The 20123-nt window shown below is 44.7% G+C and carries 17 protein-coding genes; 4 read left to right on the top strand and 13 right to left on the bottom strand.

Annotated features, from left to right (window positions below; genetic code table 11):
- Nucleotides 1-50: 50 nt before the first annotated feature.
- From RCO25_RS25915 to RCO25_RS25885, 7 genes are all read right to left on the bottom strand, one after another.
- Nucleotides 51-860 (bottom strand): phytanoyl-CoA dioxygenase family protein, encoded by an 810-nt coding sequence (locus RCO25_RS25915; protein WP_308998974.1) that lies wholly within the window; start codon nt 858-860, stop codon nt 51-53.
- A 74-nt stretch (nt 861-934) separates the two neighbouring features.
- Entirely contained in the window at nt 935-2488 is a 1554-nt protein-coding gene (locus tag RCO25_RS25910; protein ID WP_308998973.1) for an extracellular solute-binding protein, read from the bottom strand.
- 69 nt (nt 2489-2557) lie between these two features.
- Complete coding sequence (locus RCO25_RS25905) at nt 2558-3418, bottom strand: carbohydrate ABC transporter permease (RefSeq protein WP_169084203.1); 861 nt, start codon at nt 3416-3418, stop codon at nt 2558-2560.
- On the bottom strand, nt 3412-4344 hold the full coding sequence (locus RCO25_RS25900; protein ID WP_374992165.1) for an ABC transporter permease: 933 nt from the start codon (nt 4342-4344) through the stop codon (nt 3412-3414). Before RCO25_RS25900 ends, RCO25_RS25905 begins: the two co-directional genes overlap by 7 nt.
- A 230-nt stretch (nt 4345-4574) precedes the next feature.
- Entirely contained in the window at nt 4575-6353 is a 1779-nt protein-coding gene (locus RCO25_RS25895; RefSeq protein WP_308998971.1) for a cache domain-containing sensor histidine kinase, read from the bottom strand.
- A gap of 35 nt (nt 6354-6388) precedes the next feature.
- Nucleotides 6389-7930: a response regulator transcription factor gene (locus tag RCO25_RS25890; RefSeq protein WP_308998970.1), complete on the bottom strand. Its 1542-nt coding sequence runs from the start codon at nt 7928-7930 to the stop codon at nt 6389-6391.
- A gap of 69 nt (nt 7931-7999) precedes the next feature.
- Nucleotides 8000-10255: an FAD-dependent oxidoreductase gene (locus RCO25_RS25885; protein ID WP_308998969.1), complete on the bottom strand. Its 2256-nt coding sequence runs from the start codon at nt 10253-10255 to the stop codon at nt 8000-8002.
- A 117-nt stretch (nt 10256-10372) separates the two neighbouring features.
- Between RCO25_RS25885 and RCO25_RS25880 the strand changes: the two genes are divergently transcribed.
- Nucleotides 10373-11203 (top strand): AraC family transcriptional regulator, encoded by an 831-nt coding sequence (locus RCO25_RS25880; RefSeq protein WP_308998968.1) that lies wholly within the window; start codon nt 10373-10375, stop codon nt 11201-11203.
- Nucleotides 11204-11680: 477 nt separating this feature from the next.
- Here RCO25_RS25880 and RCO25_RS25875 read toward each other — a convergent pair whose 3' ends face one another.
- Nucleotides 11681-11941, bottom strand: a complete 261-nt coding sequence (locus tag RCO25_RS25875; RefSeq protein WP_308998967.1) for an MFS transporter — start codon at nt 11939-11941, stop codon at nt 11681-11683.
- Nucleotides 11942-12294: 353 nt separating this feature from the next.
- Between RCO25_RS25875 and RCO25_RS25870 the strand changes: the two genes are divergently transcribed.
- The 3 genes from RCO25_RS25870 (at nt 12295) to RCO25_RS25860 (ending at nt 15210) form a co-directional block, all read left to right on the top strand.
- Nucleotides 12295-13215, top strand: coding sequence for an ABC transporter ATP-binding protein (locus RCO25_RS25870; protein WP_308998966.1), 921 nt, complete (start codon nt 12295-12297; stop codon nt 13213-13215).
- Complete coding sequence (locus RCO25_RS25865) at nt 13208-14164, top strand: ABC transporter permease (RefSeq protein WP_308998965.1); 957 nt, start codon at nt 13208-13210, stop codon at nt 14162-14164. The genes RCO25_RS25870 and RCO25_RS25865 overlap by 8 nt, the downstream gene beginning before the upstream one ends.
- A gap of 242 nt (nt 14165-14406) precedes the next feature.
- Complete coding sequence (locus RCO25_RS25860; protein ID WP_308998964.1) at nt 14407-15210, top strand: class I SAM-dependent methyltransferase; 804 nt, start codon at nt 14407-14409, stop codon at nt 15208-15210.
- Between the two features lie 232 nt (nt 15211-15442).
- On the opposite strand, the gene RCO25_RS25855 is transcribed toward RCO25_RS25860, so the two are convergent.
- The 5 genes from RCO25_RS25855 to RCO25_RS25835 form a co-directional block, all read right to left on the bottom strand.
- Nucleotides 15443-15907: a hypothetical protein gene (locus tag RCO25_RS25855; protein WP_308998963.1), complete on the bottom strand. Its 465-nt coding sequence runs from the start codon at nt 15905-15907 to the stop codon at nt 15443-15445.
- Between the two features lie 470 nt (nt 15908-16377).
- A complete protein-coding gene (locus tag RCO25_RS25850) occupies nt 16378-16716 on the bottom strand; it encodes a hypothetical protein (RefSeq protein WP_308998962.1) in 339 nt (112 codons plus the stop codon).
- 551 nt (nt 16717-17267) lie between these two features.
- Nucleotides 17268-17789 (bottom strand): hypothetical protein, encoded by a 522-nt coding sequence (locus tag RCO25_RS25845; protein WP_308998961.1) that lies wholly within the window; start codon nt 17787-17789, stop codon nt 17268-17270.
- Between the two features lie 272 nt (nt 17790-18061).
- Nucleotides 18062-18805, bottom strand: a complete 744-nt coding sequence (locus RCO25_RS25840; RefSeq protein ID WP_308998960.1) for a GNAT family N-acetyltransferase — start codon at nt 18803-18805, stop codon at nt 18062-18064.
- 216 nt (nt 18806-19021) lie between these two features.
- Nucleotides 19022-19666: a hypothetical protein gene (locus tag RCO25_RS25835; protein ID WP_308998959.1), complete on the bottom strand. Its 645-nt coding sequence runs from the start codon at nt 19664-19666 to the stop codon at nt 19022-19024.
- Nucleotides 19667-20123: the final 457 nt, after the last annotated feature.

Raw genomic sequence — 20123 nt, 5'->3', positions numbered from 1 at the left:
CCACATAAGCGAAACGATTACTCAGCTTTAATTTGAGCCCGATTCAAACATTAAGAATGGCCGATGAGCATTGATTTGAGCGGCACCATCGAATCTTCAGGGACATAATACTTAAATTTATTGTCGCTAATTTGTCCCAACAGTTGACTGCGGATCGGATCAGCGTCCTTCAAGAGAACCTCGTCTGCCTGATGGTAATCGATTGGACGCATCCAGATCGGGCTGTAGCCTAGAAACAGCTGTCTTCTTGTGAACTCGGAATGATTTGTTGAGCCGGCATGCCACAGATTTTGCGCAAAAATAAACACGTCCCCCGGCTTTCCGCATACCTGTATCTCCCCATCCAATTGCTGGCTTACATCCTTATGGTTCGGATTGTATGGCTGCTTATGGCTGCCCGGAATCACCTTTGTATTGCCTCTATTTGGCTGCGACATATCGCTTAAAATATAACAGACCTTAATATAATAGGTAGCCGTTAAGCCTGCTATGACCGGAAACTGCGGATGAGGGCCGTCTTGATGCCAATCGATGAAGCTGTGCGTAGCTGTTTTCACATCGTTTGGATTAGGCTTCCTCACCGTCAGATGGGAGATATGCAGCTGAATATTATGGCCAAGCAAATTAACGATTAACGGTAGGATGGTGGCATGGTCGATCAACGAAGCGATCTCAGCATGCCGAGAAACGCTATTATAAATATTGTGAGCAAGCGATTCTTGCTCCTCTGCGAGAACTTCATCGATCGCTGCATTCAAACGGGTTACCTTATCCTGTGATAAAACATCCGGTATAATCAAGTACCCTTGCTCGTCAAATTGGTTCTTCAATTCAAGAATATTCAGCGAAGTCGTTTCCATAAGGCCTCTCCTCCTGCTTGCATACATGTAATTAGCCGCTTTTCTTTCACACTCCATTTGCAGCCTTCAATGCGTTAGCCTCCGTACCCTAGCGCCTTCAACTGCTCGTATGCGCTATCCAGGAACGCTTTATAATTCATGGATGTCTCAAGCGTCTTAATAAACGCATCGTATTCGCTTATTGGGCGTTTGTTATAAATAAATTTCGCGATCTCTTCCTCGATATACCGATCGGCGTCAGCCGAATTAAAGCCTTCGGGATTATCGGCAAATCCGTTGAGCGCTTTAATGCGAGGCTGATCGTTAGCAAATTTGATTGCATCAGACTGCAAGGTGAACTTTGCTTGCAAATATTCCATTTCAGGCCTTCCTGTGAATTGGTATAACCATGAATAACCGACGTCGCCTGCCTTATCCGTCATCTTTGGCTTTCCATTATCAATGGTGAAATGAGTGTCCTTCACCCCGAATTGAACGAGCATCGAGCCGCCTTCCGGGTTCGAGATATAGTTCAGCAGATCGAAGACGCGCTGCAGCTTCTCCGGGTCCTTCTCCAGTGCCTTCGGAATAGCAAATCGCCCCGGTGCTGCGCCAATATCCCACGAGCCGTCAAATTGTCCCCCTGGTCCGCTTGGCGCGGCCATTTGCAGCCACTCCGCATTCGGATTAACGGTCTTGATTTGCTCGACGAATTGCTCCTTCGTCATATTCGGCCAATCGATATAGACCATGCCAGCTTGCCCCTTAATGGCCTTCTCCTGATGCTGAAGCCCGCTGTTGGCTAGCAATTCGGGATCAACCGAGCCCGAAGCGATCATTTGCTGAATGAGCGTCAGTGCGTCTTTCATTGCCGGGTCGTACAGAGCATTAACAACTGCCCCGTCTTTCTCATAGAAATTTCCTGGCATACCGACACCGAACGCTCCGAATACCGGTGAAAATGCGAACAGCTTACCTCCAGTCAAACCAAACGTGTCCGGTTTGCCGTTGCCATCGGGATCCTGAGTGGTGAAGGCCTCCGCTACGTCCTTCAATTGTTCAATCGTTGTCGGAACCTGCAGCTTCAGCTTATCCAGCCAATCCTTGCGAATCCACAACGTGTTATAAGGGATTTGCGGGGATTTGGAGATACCGTAAACTTTCCCGTCTACCATGCCTTTCTTGACGCTATCTTCACCGATGTAGTCGACCGTCTGCTGTAATTTATCCATGTATGGGGTTATATCTAGCAATAGTCCTTGTTTGGAAAATTGAATGAGCTGCTGCCGGCTCACCATGAACAGGTCAGGGAAATTACCGGAGGACATGCGAACATTCAATTGGTTTACGTAATCATCATTCGAAGGATAGACCGTCAGATTCAGGTCGATGTTCAGCGCCTTATCCAGCTCCTTCTTAATGATATCCTTGTCCGGCGTAGGCAGGTTATTGCCGCTCTCGATAATTTCCAGCTTAATCGGTTTGTCGCTTTCCCCGTTGCTTGGCTTAGCGGTAGAGGCTTTACTAGGCGTATCGCCTTCTTTTGTATTTCCGTCTTTGGTTTCGCCGCTGCCTCCCGAACAACCCGCAAGCAAAGCACCTAACAATGAAATGGTCAGCAAGAATGAAAATACTTTTCTCATCTTCATATCCCCTTTCTGAAATCTATCTATTGAATAGGTCCGTATAGCTGGCCAGTTATCCATACGGCGACTAGGTCAACCTTTAATCGATCCGAGAAGCATTCCCTTCGTAAAGTGCTTCTGGAGGAAGGGATAGATCACGATAACGGGCAGACTCGCAATCATAACGGAAGCCATCTGCATCGTCTGGGTAGGCATGATGTTCTCCGCATTTTCAAGCGGCTGCTGGCTTTGCATCAAAATTTCTCTGACGATGACCTGCAGCGGGAACAGCGTCCGGTCTGTCACATAGAAGATCGCTTGGAAAAACTCATTCCAATGACCAACTAAATAAAACAATCCGACAGTAAGCAAGACCGGAATCGAGAGCGGCGTGACGATCTGGAGCAAAATCCGAAATTCCTTGGCGCCGTCCATCCTAGCAGATTCGAACAATTCCTCAGGAAGTCCCTCGAAGAAGCTCTTCATAATGAGCACGTTAAAGCTCCATACGGCGTTTGGCAAAATCATCGCCCAGATCGTGTCAAGCAGCCCCATCGATTTGACGACCAGGTAGGTCGGAATAAGTCCTCCGCTGAACAATAAAGTAAACACAATCATCAGGAGAAAGAACCTTCTTGCTGGCAGGTTTTTACGGCTGAGCGGATAAGCCATCAAGCCCGTCAATATGAGATTGACTGCCGTCCCTATAACCGTAATGAGGACCGTTATTTGAAACGCTTTCGGTATATTTGACTCTGTTAACAGCGTGCGGTAAGCAGAGAACGTGATCTCGCTCGGGAACAAAATAAATCCGCCGTTTCGCAATACTTCCCCGAATGGAGTGATGGATACCGATACGACATAAAGCATCGGTAGAATGGCGGCAAGACCGCACAGCCCTAGAATAACATATACGACGCCATTAAATATTTTATCGTCCAAGCTTTTTACCATATTCCCTCACCCCACTTTTTCGCCAGCCGGTTAGCTCCTAGCACTAATATCAGCCCAATGAGTGACTTGAATAATCCGACTGCTGAAGCTAAGCTGAAGTTCAATTGCTGCAAGCCTGTTCGGTATACCCAAGTATCCAAAATGTCGGCAACCGGATACACCTGAATATTGTACAGGATATAGATTTGGTCAAACCCGGCATCCAGCAGATGGCCCAGCTTCAGAATGAAGAGGAGGACAATGATGCTTTGAATTCCTGGAAGCGATATATGCCAAATCATCCGCAGCCGGCTCGCGCCATCTACTTTTGCCGCCTCATAGAGAGTAGGATCGATTCCTGCCATTGCTGCCAAGTAGATGATCGCTCCCCAGCCAAGATTTTGCCACACCTCGGAACCGACCAGAATGCTGCGGAAATAGTCCGTTGAGGTCAAGAATGGGATGGACTGGCCGCCCGCCTCCACAATCCATCGATTCACCAGTCCCCCGTTCTGGGAGAACAAGGTCAGCAGGATGCCGAAAATAATAACCCACGATAAGAAATGCGGCAAATAAGTCAGTGTTTGGACAATATTTTTCAACCAACGAACGCGGCATTCATTCAGCAGCAGCGCAAGTATGATCGGGGGGAATGTGCCAAAGATTAGCTTGTAACAGCTAATTAACAACGTATTCGTCAAGAGCTGGCTGAAATAGGGGGATTGATAAAAATCTCTAAAATGCTTATACCACGGGTCTACCCAGGCGCTCCCGGTTATGCCGTCCATGATGGCAAAGTTTTTAAAGGCAATAATGACCCCGTACATCGGAAAATATCGGAAAATAATAAAATAGATCACACCCGGGAGCAGCATGATGTAAAATGCCCGGAAACGCCAGATCGTTCTTAAAACCGACTGCAGCTTCGTTTGCGGAGTAGGCTGCATTCGAGAGGCTGGTATGTAGCTTTGATCGGCTTCCATGTAAGCCCTCCTTTTATGATTGCGCTTTCAAAGTATGTCTTAAGTATAAGTTGTACCTCCGATTGCCGATATACACAAAAACGTAAAAAGTGTATGGATTTAAGAGAAAAGGAACGTATGTAATTGCGGCTCTAAATGTGCCAAACAAACCAAGAGGCCATCCCGCAGGACAGCCTCGAACTCTGATAGAACGCTTAGCTCAAAACACCTAAACGCTCATCGTTTTCGGTAAGAACGGGGATGTCCACCCGGATAACGGTTCCGACGCCGCTGGCACTTCCTATTCGCAAGCCATAGGGCATGCCATAATGAATACGGATTCGATCATGCACATTGCGTAAGCCAATTCCGGTAAAACGGTATTTCGAGCGCTCCTGCCCGAAATGGTCATGCAGCGCTTTGCGAGCTTCGGCTTTTGAAATGCCTACGCCGTTATCACGAACATAAAGCCTAATCATGCCCCGCTCCAACCTCCCTTTAATGGTAATAAGACCTCCGCTACGCGGTGAAATGCCATGAAACAAGGCATTTTCTACAAGCGGCTGCAGGGTTAGCTTAAGAATCCGGTTTTGCAGCAGACTGGGGTCGATATCCAAACGGTACTTGTATTGTTTGCCGTAACGCACCTGTTGAATGTGCATATACATTCGCAGCCCTTCCAGTTCCTCTTCGATTGAGACGTATTCCGATTGTTTATCGAAGCTGAAGGCTAACAGCTTAACCAAGGATCGAATGGTATCGCGCACCTCGTCAATCCTCTGCTGCTTGGCAAGGCTGCTTATACAGGCTAGCGTGTTATATAGAAAATGAGGCGCAATCTGGCTCCGCAGCATTTTTAGCTCATATTCCTTTTTTTGCTCCTCCGCCGACTTCGTTTTTTGCAGCAACGTTTGAATTCGCTCCAGCATGTCATTATAGCTTTGTGTCAGCCGGCCGATCTCATCCTTTCTTGTGACCGGCAGCTTCGCGACAATCTGCACATCGTTTAACCGGTCCATCTTTTCCACGAACCGGCGAATAGGCTTCGTGAAGGATCGGCTCATCAGGTAGGCGCTTATCAACAGAATGATCATCCACACGATGCTGGCCGTTCGGTAATTATAATTTAACTGCTGCAGGTCTTGGTAGAAATAGTCTTCCTCAATAAATGCCGCTAAGGACCAGCCCAGCCGGTTTTTCGTCGACTTCACGGCAACAAGCGGTTTCAAACCATTTCCTTCGATCTGGCTAACGCCGACTTTAAGGGAAACAAGCTGCTCCCGAAAGCTATCCTCCAGTACAGGCGGATACACCGCAGCCTGAAAAGGAAGCATTTTATCGCGAGAATCAAGCCGGTTAATAATATTCCCGTCTTTCGTTACTAAAGCATACGATTGGTAAATCATCGGAGCGATTCGCTCCGTAAGCAAATCCAGATTCACCTCTGCAACGACAACACCCTTCACTTGTCTGTGCAAATCGGTAACCGGCAAAACATAGGCCAGCGTGTGACCAGACATCGGGGAGGAATAGGGCTCGCTTACATTGATTGCCCCATAATTCTGAAGCGCCAGCTCATACAGCTCCGGCAGCTTTGGATTGCCGATGATATCATAATTGACTTGCGAGTTCGCGTAGACCTTCCCATCGGTTCGAACCAAATACAGCGTCTTGGCTATCGAATTGTTATTATCGGCGAATTTGCGCAGCGTATCGTCCGCAATCGCCTCATTTCCTTCCTCGAACAGATCGTAACGGGTAGAGAGCAGCAGGAGCATGTTCTCGACATTGTCGAGACTGGCATCAATATATTGATTTGTCCGGCCTACAAGCAGCTCGGCATCGCGTATGACTTGATTTTTCAATAGACTTTCTGCCTCGCTCAGATTGCGATAGGCAAGCACCATCACGAGCAGAAGCGTCACGATGAATAAATAGATGAACTGCTTGGTAGCAAGACCTAGACTGCTATACCAATTGACCAACTTAGACATATGCTCCATACCCCCGTATCCGATCCCGCAATTGTTTAAGGATTCCGTTTGTAATCCGTCGGAGACACCCCTGTCCAATTACGAAACGTAACGGTAAAATAACGATAGCTCGGAATTCCGACTTCTTCCGCGATCTCGTACACCTTTTTATTGGTTCGCTTCAACAGCTCGACCGCCTTCTCCATTCGAAGACGGGTAATATATTGATTAACCGTGTCGCCGGTCTGTTCACGAAATAACCGACTGACATAATGCGGGCTTAAGCCGACCTGCTCAGCAAGGATCGGCAGCGAAATGGGCTGCTGCATGTTCGCTTGAATCCACTGGATCGCGGAGCGTATTTCGATGCGCGAGCGCGATCCCCCGCTCTCGATTTCGTTGATATTATGGATGAGGCAAGCGATCATTTGCCCCAAGGTTTGCGCTCCCATCAATTGCGTAATGCCCCGGCCATCAAGCTCAGCACCCTCATGGACCTTCAGCCATTCCATCTGCCAATTCAGCATGCGCTGCTTGAGCTGCTGAGGCCGAATGCGTATCGCTGAACACCATTCGGGTAAATCCCCTTGTATGCAATTTTTTAGGTATGCAGAGGACCTGCTAGCCATTCTTAACATCTCATTCAGTTCCTTCGCATGCTTATCCGTCATCTCGCTCAAAGGAAGTGGCCTGCCGATCCGTACGCTGCTCCCAGACGAGCCATCATAAAAAAGCGCGTCTTTCCATTCAGTCGTATGAGCTAGCGAATACGCAAGCTCTTCCTTCCTTGTGATTGGTTCACTGATAATCGCATGCACCATCACCAGGTGTTCGGGCAGCTCTTCACACTCCTTCAAGCAGCATTCAAGAGCTTGTACGACCCCGCTAAGCGTTGCAACTGCTTGCGCTTCGGATTGCTGTTGTGCCAGTAGGACGAAATACTCATTCTCACCTGTAGTCAGCCAAGTCAGCCAATTTGGATCAGATCTTTCTCTATCTTTCAATGTCTGTTGGATTCGCTGCCTCGCGGGAATGTAAGAGGCATTCGGCGCATCCAGAATCAAACGCGCCAATCTATAGGTCCCCGCTCCATCCAGCTCGATAGGTTTCCAATCGTCGCTATTAAGCGCATGACCGCGCAGCAGCTTCCCGAACGCTGCCGCTTGCAGCAGCCGCCGTTCAGATCTTTCATTATCAAGGGAACGGCGCTCCTTGATGATCGCTTCTCTTACTTTGATCATCGCTTGCTTCATTTCCTCTTCTTCCATCGATACCTTTAATAAATATTCAAGCGCTCCGAGCCGGAGCGCCTCCTGAACATAATGGAAATCGCTGTGACAAGTCAGCAAAATAATTTGAATGGCAGGATATCTTTTCCTAAGCTCCCTAATGAGCGTAATTCCGTCCATAATCGGCATCGTGATATCTGTAACCACGACATCCGGCATGCAGACCCCGCACGCTTGCAGCGCTTCCTCGCCATTCCCGGCCTCGCCGATTAAGACGGCGCCGCAGTCCTCCCATGGGAATAGGCGAAGCTCCTGCCTCAGCGGAACCTCGTCATCGACAATTAGAACGTTCAACGGTTTCTCAGCCATGATACCTTCTCCCTTCCTTTCGCCTAACCTATACCAGTCTATGCTGTAAGCGATTCCAATAGTAATAGATTAGGATAAACCATAGACTCTGATCTCGCAAACCTCCGCACGGGGACATCCATTCGTTGCCTCTATGCATAGTTTTATTTGGTTAGTAATAATCGCTTCTGGGAGGTGATGCACTTTTTTTCGTTTGTGATTATCCTGCTCCGTTATGATCGTAACCCATTCCCCAGCGATGTAAGCTTGAATGCGATAGCTTTGCACGACCTCGGGAATAACAGCAAATGGCGTTCGATGATGATGCAGGTTGATTAAATCTTCATTTACGTCATCGTTAAAGGTTAGATGAATTTCACCAATCTCCTGCTCGTTATCCCAAAATAATTGAATCCATTCCTGGGAATTTGCGGATAATGGGTTGGATGCCCACATATGCGGGCCAGCATAAGGACGTATATAGCCGTCGGTAACTTGACTCGCCGCATAGGATTCCGTATTTGGCGTTACCCGCAAGCATACCGGCCGACGATTCCATTTGCGCATGCTCCACTGCGCGACCGGCTGGTCGGGCTGATGATCCTCCAGCAATGCGGATACTACCGGCTTATCCCCCTTCTCAAAGCAAAGCACACCGGTTAACGGCTCATCCGATACGTGCAGCGTTATAGCCTCATTCGCTTTGACGATAACAAAAGCATTGCAGGCTGACTCCGGCTGCCAACCCAAATCCAGTTTAACCCACTGCTTGTTGCCCGCGGCAACGGACTTGGAAGCTGATTTCACCCATTGCTTAGGTACGTAATTCTCTCCCTTGCCCGTGTGCCATAGCTCCACCTCAAGCGTTGTGATCTGCTTTGCATCGACAAGCAGCTCAACCGATGACAGCATGGGATGAACCGGGAACAATATGCCGATATCGCGATCCAGTGAATGCACGATTGTGGCGTTTTCAATTGCAATTCGCTCCAGCGTGCTGGATGCGGAAATGCGGGCGGTTTTTGCCAGATCATCCGGATCATTGCCGGCCACACCAATGATTGATGCATCCTGCCTCAGCATAACCTGCTGCAATTCCTTCATATAATCGCGGTGAAGCACACGCGGCGTAATCCCTTTCTGTACGGAAAGCGCAGCGCCGCTGCCTGCCGCTTCCCCGATTACAGCACAGGTTGCCATCACTCTTGTCGTGCCGAAAGCAACATGTGTCGCGCTAATGTCCCGGCCAGCAAACAACATATTGCGAACATTACTTGAATACAAGCTTCTGAACGGGATGTGATAGACGCCGTCCGGGTATAGATGCTTCGAGCCGCTCTCTTCCGAGTACATGCCTTGCGGTGGATGAAGATCGATGGACCAGCCCCCGAAGGCAATACGGTCCTCGAATGGCTCCTGCGCCATAATATCGTTCTGGTTCAGCATATAATCCCCGAGAAAACGCCGATACTCCCGTTTGCCGGGAATGGATCCTACCCATTCCAACGTCATATTTTCCGCATCGAATTGGCCTGAATTTTTAATAAAGTTCCAAATCCCGTAAATAACCGACCACAGCTCGTCACGTATCCGTTCGTTGTCATGGACCGTATCCAACTCTCCGCCCCATTCAATCCACCAATAGTGACATCCAGAGTCTCCGCTGCGGATTACTCGCTTCATCGGAATCGTCGTTTGCGTTATATCCTTGGCAAAGCTTGGCGGAATATATTTGACCGGCCTGTCGGCCTCCTTCGTATAAAACAGCAGCGTGCTGCCAAGCGTAATGTCATCCGCCACCTCCGGTGCCCAATCCTCGTTGTACTCATCCTTGGCTTCGCGGCCGATTCTGTATTTCGCTCCGGCAAGGAAGCCAACAAGGCCATCGCCGGTACAATCGATATACATGCTGCTCTCGAAACGAATTTTACGCTCTGAGCCCATCATCCAGCCTGTTACGCTTTGAATGACCCGGTCATGCTCCGGTCCTTCCGCTTCCGCCTCATGCACATCCGTGTTAAGGAATAAGCGAATATTTTCTTCCGCGCGAACGGTCTCCAGAACAACAAGATCCCATAAATAAGGATTCCCTTCGGGGTTTCGGTATTGGTTCTCGACGAACATTTCACCCATGATGCCGGTTTCTCTTGCATAACGCTGCGTTCCATGCGCCGTTGCACCGCACACCCATACCCGGACCTCGCTGCTGGAATTGCCTCCGAGAACCGGTCTGTTATTAATTAAAGACACGGTCTGCCCAAGACGGGCAGCAGAGACGGCGGCGCAAACACCCGCAAGCCCTCCGCCAATTACGGTAATATCGGATTTTATATGTTCGATTTTCATCTGGCTAAACCTCCACTACATCGATTTGACTTCATCATAATATGGAGGCTAGTGATTTAACATGCACTACGCTATCATATACCCATATACTTTATTTCATCGTGGAGGTAGAGAAAAGTGACGCTACTCAGCTCCAGCCTTTATCCTATTCTTTCTCACCATATCTTTTGGGATAGCAAGTCCCAGTTTCAATTAAGCGTAGATACGTATGATCTATGGGTGCTGTTTGCCGTGGAGAGCGGGAGCTTCTCGTATCGAATAGGGGAAGTAGAGGGAACAGCTCGAATGGGAGATGTGGTCGTCTGTCCGCCGGGCTTTCGCTTTCATCGCAGCGTGATCCATGCGTTATCGTTTCATTTTATCGGATTTACCCTTGGCTTGGTTTCAAGCGACGCATTCGGCTTGAATGAACGTGAACAGGCAGTCCAGCAGCAGCTGTCCGAATCCGTATACAAGCTGATCATTCAGCACCGGAATCGTCTGGCCGACAACTTGAATAGCCTAAAGCAGCAATCCGGATACAATGAGGATCAGAATCTGTATTGGCAAAATCATATACTGAACGATATTTGGCAATTTTGCCGCCAGACGGAATCCTCCCCCATCAATCAGGAGGCTGAACTTGCTGATCCGCTTATTGAACAGGCCAAGGCCTTCATTCATCAGAATCGCTATCAGGATATTAGCATGCATAATCTTGCAGCTGAGCTCGGCATAAGTCCTGTACAGCTTAGCCGCAGGTTCCAGCGGAGCGTAGGCTTGGCGCCTTCTCACTACCTATCCACGCTTCGAATAGAAAAAGCCAAATTACTGCTGACCGAGACCCATTTGCCATTAGAGCAAATTGCCCAAGCATGCGGTTACAGCAACGGATTTTATTTAAGCCGAATATTTTCAAAAAAAGTGAAGGTCAGCCCCTCTGAATATCGTCGGATGAATCGGGTATAGCGTTAACACAGCGGAAAGAAGGAAGAAGCAGCCTCATCGATATATGGAGCAAGCTTCTCTGTATCAAATAACGCATTGCATTCCTTACATTTCCGCACTAGTATACGATTGATAAATAGCAGTTTAAAAACACCTTCTCCACAAACATGACACGTACCAGGACGTTCCACATTATTCCTCCTCATGCCATTGTAAACTTCCATATTCAGCATACTCTTGGCTTATACCTCTAATTGAAATAAAGATATTTTACATTACAGCCATTAGCTTAATAAAGAAAGGAGCAGCTGTCGTTGAACTGCTCCTTTCTTGTTCAATTATAGTTCCTCGTTACCGTAAAGACTGATCAACCTAAAGAGCTGGTTTAATCCGTTTTTGTACAACGAATAGGTTCTTCCGATTTGAAGTTTCATTTTCCACTTATGAAAGCAACTATTATTTCCCATTAATTGAACTTAATTAGGAGTCTTTTTTATTTTATGTTAGATCCGCATGCATACGCTTGAACTTAATAAATATGAAGACACCGGTCAATATAATGACAACACCTGACCAGAAGAACCACATTTGGACACCATATCTATCAACAATCGGTCCCGCTAGAATGAGTCCAATTGGCGAGGAAAGCAACATAACGCTTGTAACAAGTGAAATAACTCGTCCCAACACCGCAGGTTCATACGCTCTCTGAATCATCGCCATATAAGGGCCATTAAAAAAAGGAGCTGCCGATCCCATAAAGTGAACTGCAACCCGAAAGATAGACACTTTAGAAAAAGTGATCATCTTTCGGGTTTTGTCTAGTCAGGGTAATGATCAGAACTTCAATTTATGATTCTGTTCACCGCATAGATCTATCGACACCAGTGCACCTATACCCTCCTGTTCAAATTCGAGAGATACCTCATTATGTTGTAAATAATCCTTAGTTGTTTTATCAAGCATATTTTTATGTATTTGTTTAAAAAATGCTTTGAAAAACGTTCATACTCGACCTAAGCAGGGGGGAAATCCTGATCAAAGGTCTATTTTATGACAAAGCAACCTCCAGTATAGTTCATATGTACGATAACACTAGGAGGTTTTAACGCATGACAGAAGCCGTTTTGCAGCTTCGCAACGTGACCAAATCGATTGGCGGACGTAAGATCGTCGACAATCTTAGTTTCGATATACCCGCAGGCGAAGTATTCGGATTTCTCGGACCGAACGGTGCCGGCAAGACGACAACAATACGGATGATTGTTGGCTTGATATCGATGTCGAAGGGCGAGGCCCTAATTAAAGGCGTATCCGTCCGCGAGCACTTCGAGCTTGCCATGACGCATGTAGGAGCGATCGTCGAAAATCCGGAAATGTATAAATTTTTGACCGGTTATCAAAACCTTGTTCATTTTGCCCGTCGGCATAAAGGCATTACGAAGGAACGGATCAATGAGGTCGTTAAGCTTCTCGGACTTCAGAACCGTATTCACGAGAAGGTTAAGCGTTACTCTCTCGGCATGAGGCAGCGGCTTGGCGTTGCCCAAGCGATTCTGCATCGTCCATCGTTGCTCATCCTTGATGAGCCGACAAACGGGCTCGACCCTGCGGGCATTCGAGAACTGCGCGATTATTTGCGCAAGCTGACGAGAGAAGAAGGCATCTCCGTCATCGTCTCTTCCCATCTTCTGTCCGAAATGGAGCTTATGTGCGACCGGGTTGCGATAATACAAGCCGGCAAGCTCATCGATATTCGCTCGCTGCAGGAAACTCGCGATTCGATACAGTCGAAGATCGTTATCGAAGTCGGCGATTTACTTGCCGCTCGGCAGCTGCTATCCGCCATCTTCGATGCAACCCGCATTACGGTGAAAGGCAATCAGCTCGAAATTGCGGCTGACAAAGCTGCCATCCCCGATATTACAAGGCTGCTTGTAAGCTCGGAGATTGACGTGCTCGGCATTCAAGCGGCGCAGAAGTCGCTTGAAGAACAGTTCTTGGAAATTACCGGAGGTGAGATGGTTGTCTAGTCTGTCTAAACTAATTCGAAACGAAAATATGAAAATATATCGTCGTCCTCGTACATGGCTTATGATCGCCTTCCTCGTTTTAACAATCGCATTGATGAGCGGCATCATGAAGTGGGAATCAAGCCAAAATAATACGATCGACTGGCAAAACAACCTGACCGAACGGAATAGCAACATGCAGCAGGAGCTTCAAGAAAACAAAGAACTCTCGGAAGAGGACAAAACATACTTCGCTAACGAAATCAAGCTCAATGAATATTATTTGGAACAAAATATAAATCCTAACGAATTGTCATTGTGGAATTATGTAGATACATCATCATACTTAATTATTTTAGCGACGATTCTAACCGTCATTATCGCTGCCGATATGATTGCGGCCGAATTCACATGGGGCACGATCAAGCTGCTTCTTGTCGGTCCGGCTTCGCGCACGAAGATTATGATCAGCAAATACATCGCCACGCTTGGGTTCGCGCTTCTGCTGCTCATATTGACATTTGCGTCTGCTTACGCGGCCGGAGGTATTCTCGAAGGCTTCGAAGGAACAAGCCAAGCGAAAATATCGATTACCGATGGCGGTGTTATCCAAGAAAGTTCCTATTTCTTGAATTCGTTGGAGAAATACGGTTTCTCGATCGTATCAATGCTCATGTACGTAACGATGGCTTTCATGATTTCGTCCGCGTTCCGCAGCTCTTCGATGGCCATAGCCTTCTCGCTTCTGTTCATGCTGGTCGGCAATACGTTATCGGCGCTTCTCAGCGGCTATAGCTGGGTCAAGTATTTGCTCTTCTCCAACATCGACCTGACGCAATATATGCAAGGCGCGTCGCCGCTAAGACCGGAAATGACGTTGACGTTCTCGATTATGATACTTGTCGCCTACTACATCGTATTCCAATTCTTAGCTTGGCTACTGTTTACGAGACGCGACGTCGCCGCTTAAGGGCAATTCCAATACTAAGAACCTCGGGCACTGCTTGCAAGAAGCTGTGTCGAGGTTCTTCTGTTTTAATTCAACTAACGTGTCCCGTTAGCTTAATAATTACTTCATTGAAGCCACAATTTCGTCTTCTAGTTCGTAATTAAATTCATAATAGACGGCATTTACATAAGAACATACGTGCGATATGATAGGTTGGAATATTTGGTTATATTTAGTTAATCTTATTTGGGGAGGACGACGGCATGGACAAGAATTCTGTTTATAGAACAAACATGATAGGCGGTGGTGAGGTTAGTGCCATCTCGGTCGACATGGATAAGCGTAGTATTCATGAAACAAATAGCTTATTTTGGGATACAAAAGGAAATGATGTTTTAGGAGCAACCGCACTTCCTTTCTTTGGAGCATTTGTCTCGGAAGAAAAGTGCCAGCTTTTTGGCGATGTCTCGGGAAAAAAAATGCTAGAAATAGGCTGTGGAAGCGGTCAATCCTTGCAATATTTGGGGGAACGCAAAGCATCTGAACTATGGGGGATGGATTTATCGGAAAACCAAATCGAAAAGACAAAGCAGCATTTGACGGCGTGCGGTCTTTCAACGACATTAATCTGTTCTCCCATGGAAGAAGAATGTGGCATACCAGAGGATTATTTTGACTTTGTTTATTCGATTTATGCCATAGGCTGGACAACTGACCTTGAGGGTACTTTTCGCCGCATTGCTTCTTACCTAAAAAAAGACGGGGTATTTATTTTCAGCTGGTCTCACCCGATACACAAATGTGTTGCTGCAGAAAATGATAGGCTTGTTTTTAAAAAATGTTATTTCGATGAATCTTGGTATTCGGTTACTCTTGGCGAAAGTACGCTAACATTATCAGACCGAAAACTATCAACCTATGTGAATGCGTTGGCAAAAGAGGGTTTTGCGATTGAGCAAATGATTGAGGAATCTGATGAAGAAATTATGCAATCGAGTAACGGCGATTTTGCAAAAAAAGCAAAGATGCTTCCTGTAACCTTTGTAATCAAGGCACGAAAACTATAGAATACGATAGTGAAATAAAAGAAAAGTTCTATTCAAAGAAACCACTCCATTCTCAAGAGTGGCTTTGTCTTTATATATTGATGTATATTTTGTGGTAGATACATTACGGTGATCCGTATCATAAATATAAGGCGTTGTTACGCTAAACTGCCAGTTAGCTTAACGAAGAAAGGAGCAGCTGCCGCAGCAAACTGCTCCTTGGTTGTTGCTATCGTACCCGTTAGCGGATCAATTACATCTTCTTTGGTTCTTCCTTCGTGTTTTCCAGTTCAACAGACAGAAACCCTGACATTATCCCACCGTTTTTAGTGCTGAGGGCAACCCAGTGAGTGTCCGTTTCCCAAGGTTGCGTTCCATTTACAGCCTTTTGAGCACCAGGAGCTACCTCGAAGAACATTTTTTCCGTTCCCGTAATTGTGCCTTGAGTAACTCGGACCCTCAGGGTTTCAGATGATGTATTATGAACCCGAACTTTTACCCATCCGAAATGGGCTGGAATATTGAAATCTTTATTAAAACTAGACCCAGAAATTGGAAAATAAATAATTTCGTTATTATCCGCGATAAGTGCAGCGGATTCACCTGAAGGATGTAACTCAGGACCATCTTGAATAACATTTTTTTGGGTAACTATACTCGCGCAACCTGTGACAACAGTAATAAATGCTAGGAGTAAAACAACCATTCGAAATTTCATTTCATATTCCCCTTTTTTGAAGTCCACAATCTATATAGGGGTCACCTCACGAAACGGAATTAATCGTACGCTAAGCAATTATCCGCATGAACCGGGGGCTTTTATAGTAAGGGAACCCGGTTTTCTAATCGAAACTAGAGGAAAAATTGTTCAACTATCGTACCCGTTAGTCCAATCATTTGGAGTCTCATGGCATAGGGGTTAGTAAGTTATTCAACGTGCTCATCATCCAAAGATACATAATAACAGATACAATCGTACCTGAAAGGATCCCAATATATAGTTTACGGAGCTTCATTATTTTTTCAATCAATTTATAAAAGATCATAAAGAACATCATTGTGACCATGATAAAACCAATTAGAAATATTATGAGCATATTAGAGCACGTCCTAATCGCAATTAATTAATTGATTAATATAATACTTATTTATCTATACAAAGTTGCGCTATCCTGCCCGTTAGTTGAATTACCTGCTCATATTAAATGGGATTTCATTTTTATAAGCTGTTGTGAATTTATCAATTAGTTCTTTTTTTGCTTCTTCATTGTCAATTAGAATATCGCCATAAACTGGTACTAAGGTATTCCAATTCTCTTCCTTCAAATGTTTAGTTACAAATAGATATGACTGTCCTTCGTTAACTAATTGGTCATTTTCTATTAGAACTAATTCATCTCCTTGGTATCCACCTTGTTGATTTACGATTACTATTCCGTTAAATTTTCCTTTTACATTTTCATACACTTCCACCTTAAACTGAGTTTCAGGAAAACCATCCAATGATTTAGTTCCATTCTGTTTCATCACTTTTCCAATAAATACATTATCTGCCTATCCAACAAGCCTGGGTGTATCGGATATATCAAAAACGTAGCTAGATGCGATTGTTATTGTTTGTGTATTTTCCAACAAGCTTGTTTTATTGATTTTCGTGGTACTTGAAGAATTTAATGAACATGCGGTTAAAAGAAAGATAATTATAATTATCGAGTGAGATAATTTGCTTTTCATGCCCATCATTCCTTTCAGTGATTTCTATATCATCTTCTAAAACAATAGTATGCTTATAAATATCAATTTATTAAAAATACAGGTAATTCTACTATCCTGCCCGTTAGTTTAACGAAGAGTTACCACGCCGAGACCCTTAATACCGGCGGCGGCCTCTAGATTTTTAAGGGTGATGCTGATTTGGAGACTTAAAGGAAATCGATCTTCGCTAAGTATATTATCTCTGTCGGCAATCGGATAATGTACTTGTCATCGTCAATTGAAAAGAACTTAATCCTATAACTAAAAAAGCCCGCGATTTAAGCGGACTTCAATCGGACAATGTTCTTATCCTTTGACAATTGTTAAGCCAATTGCTTTGCTCTATGGAATATTTGGAGTAACGTTTCGAAGTCTTCTTTTAATGTCTCTTCAGTAATGTTGTTTTGTTGATCATTCTTTTTAAAATGTTCAAGTTCATTGTTTTTCTGCTGTAATTGCTCTTTTAAGTTGCTGATTTGATTAGCCATATTTATAATAAGTTGCTTCTGCTTGTCAGCTAATAGAATAATCTGTTCCATGTAATCTGGCATGTATTCCTGTTCTATTTCTTCTTCAATAGTGAAAACTTTTATCTGTTGCGTTACCTGTTTAGCGTAGGAGCTTTGCTTTCGTTCTTGTTTGGCTGCTTCAACTTCCGATACGTATTGTTTACGTATTTGGGAGTTCCATCTAAAGCCACATGCACTTTCTGTCCTTCCTAATTGTTGTGCAGCTTCATTAAATGCTACTAGCTGTGAACTTTTTTCTCGAATATGTCTTAGGACGATCTCTGCTAGTAAATGATCTTCATCAGACTTCCACCCATCTTTTCGAGCTTCTTGCATGCTATCACCCCATTGTGGTTTTTAATAGCCATTCTTTCCTGTCCTCCTATATTTATGCGGTTTTTCACTTACATATTTAAATATGTAATAAAAAACTCCTCAATTCTAAAAAATATATAGATTGCAGCTACCATTGATTTTATTCCACTCTAAATGCGTACTCGAAATATGTTTCCGAAACGTTTAGAAATTTGTTTGGTACTGACGAATGAAAAAAAAGGAGCTGCAGTAAAGCAAGCTCCTCCACTATCGTACCCGTTAGTTGAAACTTTTTAAGGTTCAAACCCTTCAAAATTGCATCGCCAATCAGACACCCATGCGGGTAAATACCCTGATCGTTGAGCTACTCTTTGTGAAGCAAGGTTACTGGCGATTACGTCATAACTCGGTACCTCACCACGTTCCAATATTTCAAAAGTTAACCTGTTTACAAGATAACTAGCCAATCCCAAATTACGATATTCGGGTAATACTTCTATGCCAATTTGCCACAGTTTTGCACAGGTTTTGCTTGCTCCTGCCATACCAACAATTTCCCCGTCTTGCTTTGCAAGTACAGCCAGATCAGTCTGCCAAGGAAGATGCGTATCATATATAATAGCATTATTAAATCTTGTAACATCAAGTAAACTGACCACTTCTTCTCGCTTAATCAGTTCAAATGAAAAAAAATTCGGTGTTGACATTAGCTTTATTCTTTTTACATCAGGCAGAAAATGCAAGTAAAGACCTCTGATAAATGGCAAGGAAAATACCGTATCCCTATCTTTGCCTTGCATCTGTCTTTTTGCAATTGACAACCGTTCTGGTGTAGCCGACACTACAATTGATTTCCCCATAGATACAATTTCGAAAAAACGTGCCTTCCTAGGAAATGGTCTTCGTCCAGGATTTTCTTTAGCTTCAACAAAAATAATGCTGTCCTTCTCACCGTTCAGGTCATCGATCGAGCAATTCAGGTCAATTGCAAGTTGTGATTGCACAATGAACAGCATTTCTTTTTGTGTCATAATCATCGTTACCCATTCCTTTCGCTTCGCCCACGGCGCAGAAAATGAAATTCTTTTTTTACATTACGAATAGGGATTGACTATAAAACCCTTCTGCCAATTAGCACAACGAATCGATGGATTGGCTCCATCGCTTATGTTTCAACAATTGTACCCATTAGCATTAACAGGCTGCCTAATGTTGGCAGCCTGTCAGCGAAATAAGCTATGGGATTTCTCAACTCATAATCCAAAATGTTCACGAACTAATTTAAATTGTTCTTCAACACTCAAGCTAGGTGTTCTTTCCAGTGTTTTGATACCATTTTTAACGCAGGCTTTTCTAATTTCATTAGAGAATTTAACCATAGTTTTGTTACCATGTTTAATCGTTTCCGCTGGATTTGATGTATGAGCGTTAATGACGTCCAAAATCATCTTATGGTCTTCTCTAAAAAAATATAGTCTTTCTATTTCTGTATCAGACGTGTAAAGACAGATCGTTCTTTCTTTGGGAATAAAGGGTAGTATATGTTCGGGCATTATTCCTAAATCTATAATGATTGGTTTATCAGTAGGCATTTTCAACAAATCGATAACAAAAAATTCCATCATCTCTACGACTAATTGACAAAGCCATTGATATTTTACATCCGTGGGTCTATTAAACCACCTCTCCCAGTCTAAATTGGGATGAGGATTTTGAAGGGCAGGGTATTCAACAGGGCTAGTGAATGGTCTATATCTTAAGACATCATCGCTCAGTGTTTGAAAACCTAACTCCTCAATAAATTTCTTTGTCATTGTGGTCTTCCCAGCGCAACATCCGCCATTCAACCAATAAACATGGTTTAACTGTTCTTTCAAATAATTATCATTTATTTTCATATTTACCCTCCTCAATTGTTAAGATTGAGGGAGGTTGCGGATTCTTATCGGCTTTTTATAGCAGTGAAAGTACATATTAAATCCTCCTCCTTTCTTTTAGTGTAGATAGTAATATTCTACGAGTTGGGGTTTCTTTCCTTCTTCATTCCATTATTCTGCCCGCTAACGCCAATCAGCTACATATGTACAAAAACCTATAGTTTGTGCAGCTGTAAAAAGGAGCTGCCGCGGCAGCTCCTTTTTCGTTTGTATAGAGTCCTTCATTTAACTAGCTATGATGAACGTAAAACAGCCCCGTATTTACTTCGAATCGTAGGTTAAAAATGGATAGTGCCCCATGTGTCAGAATAGTTGTCGCCCCCCTCAAAAGAACGTATAGTGAGGAAAAAGAGGCCGAGGTGGAGGACAATGAACCAAGTGAACAAGGAATTGAAGCAGAGCATCTTGCAACGCATGA

It is taken from the genome of Paenibacillus sp. LHD-38 (genome assembly GCF_031157315.1).
In the GTDB taxonomy this organism is placed as follows: Bacteria; Bacillota; Bacilli; order Paenibacillales; family Paenibacillaceae; genus Pristimantibacillus.
This window is presented reverse-complemented; position numbering and strand designations above follow the sequence as displayed.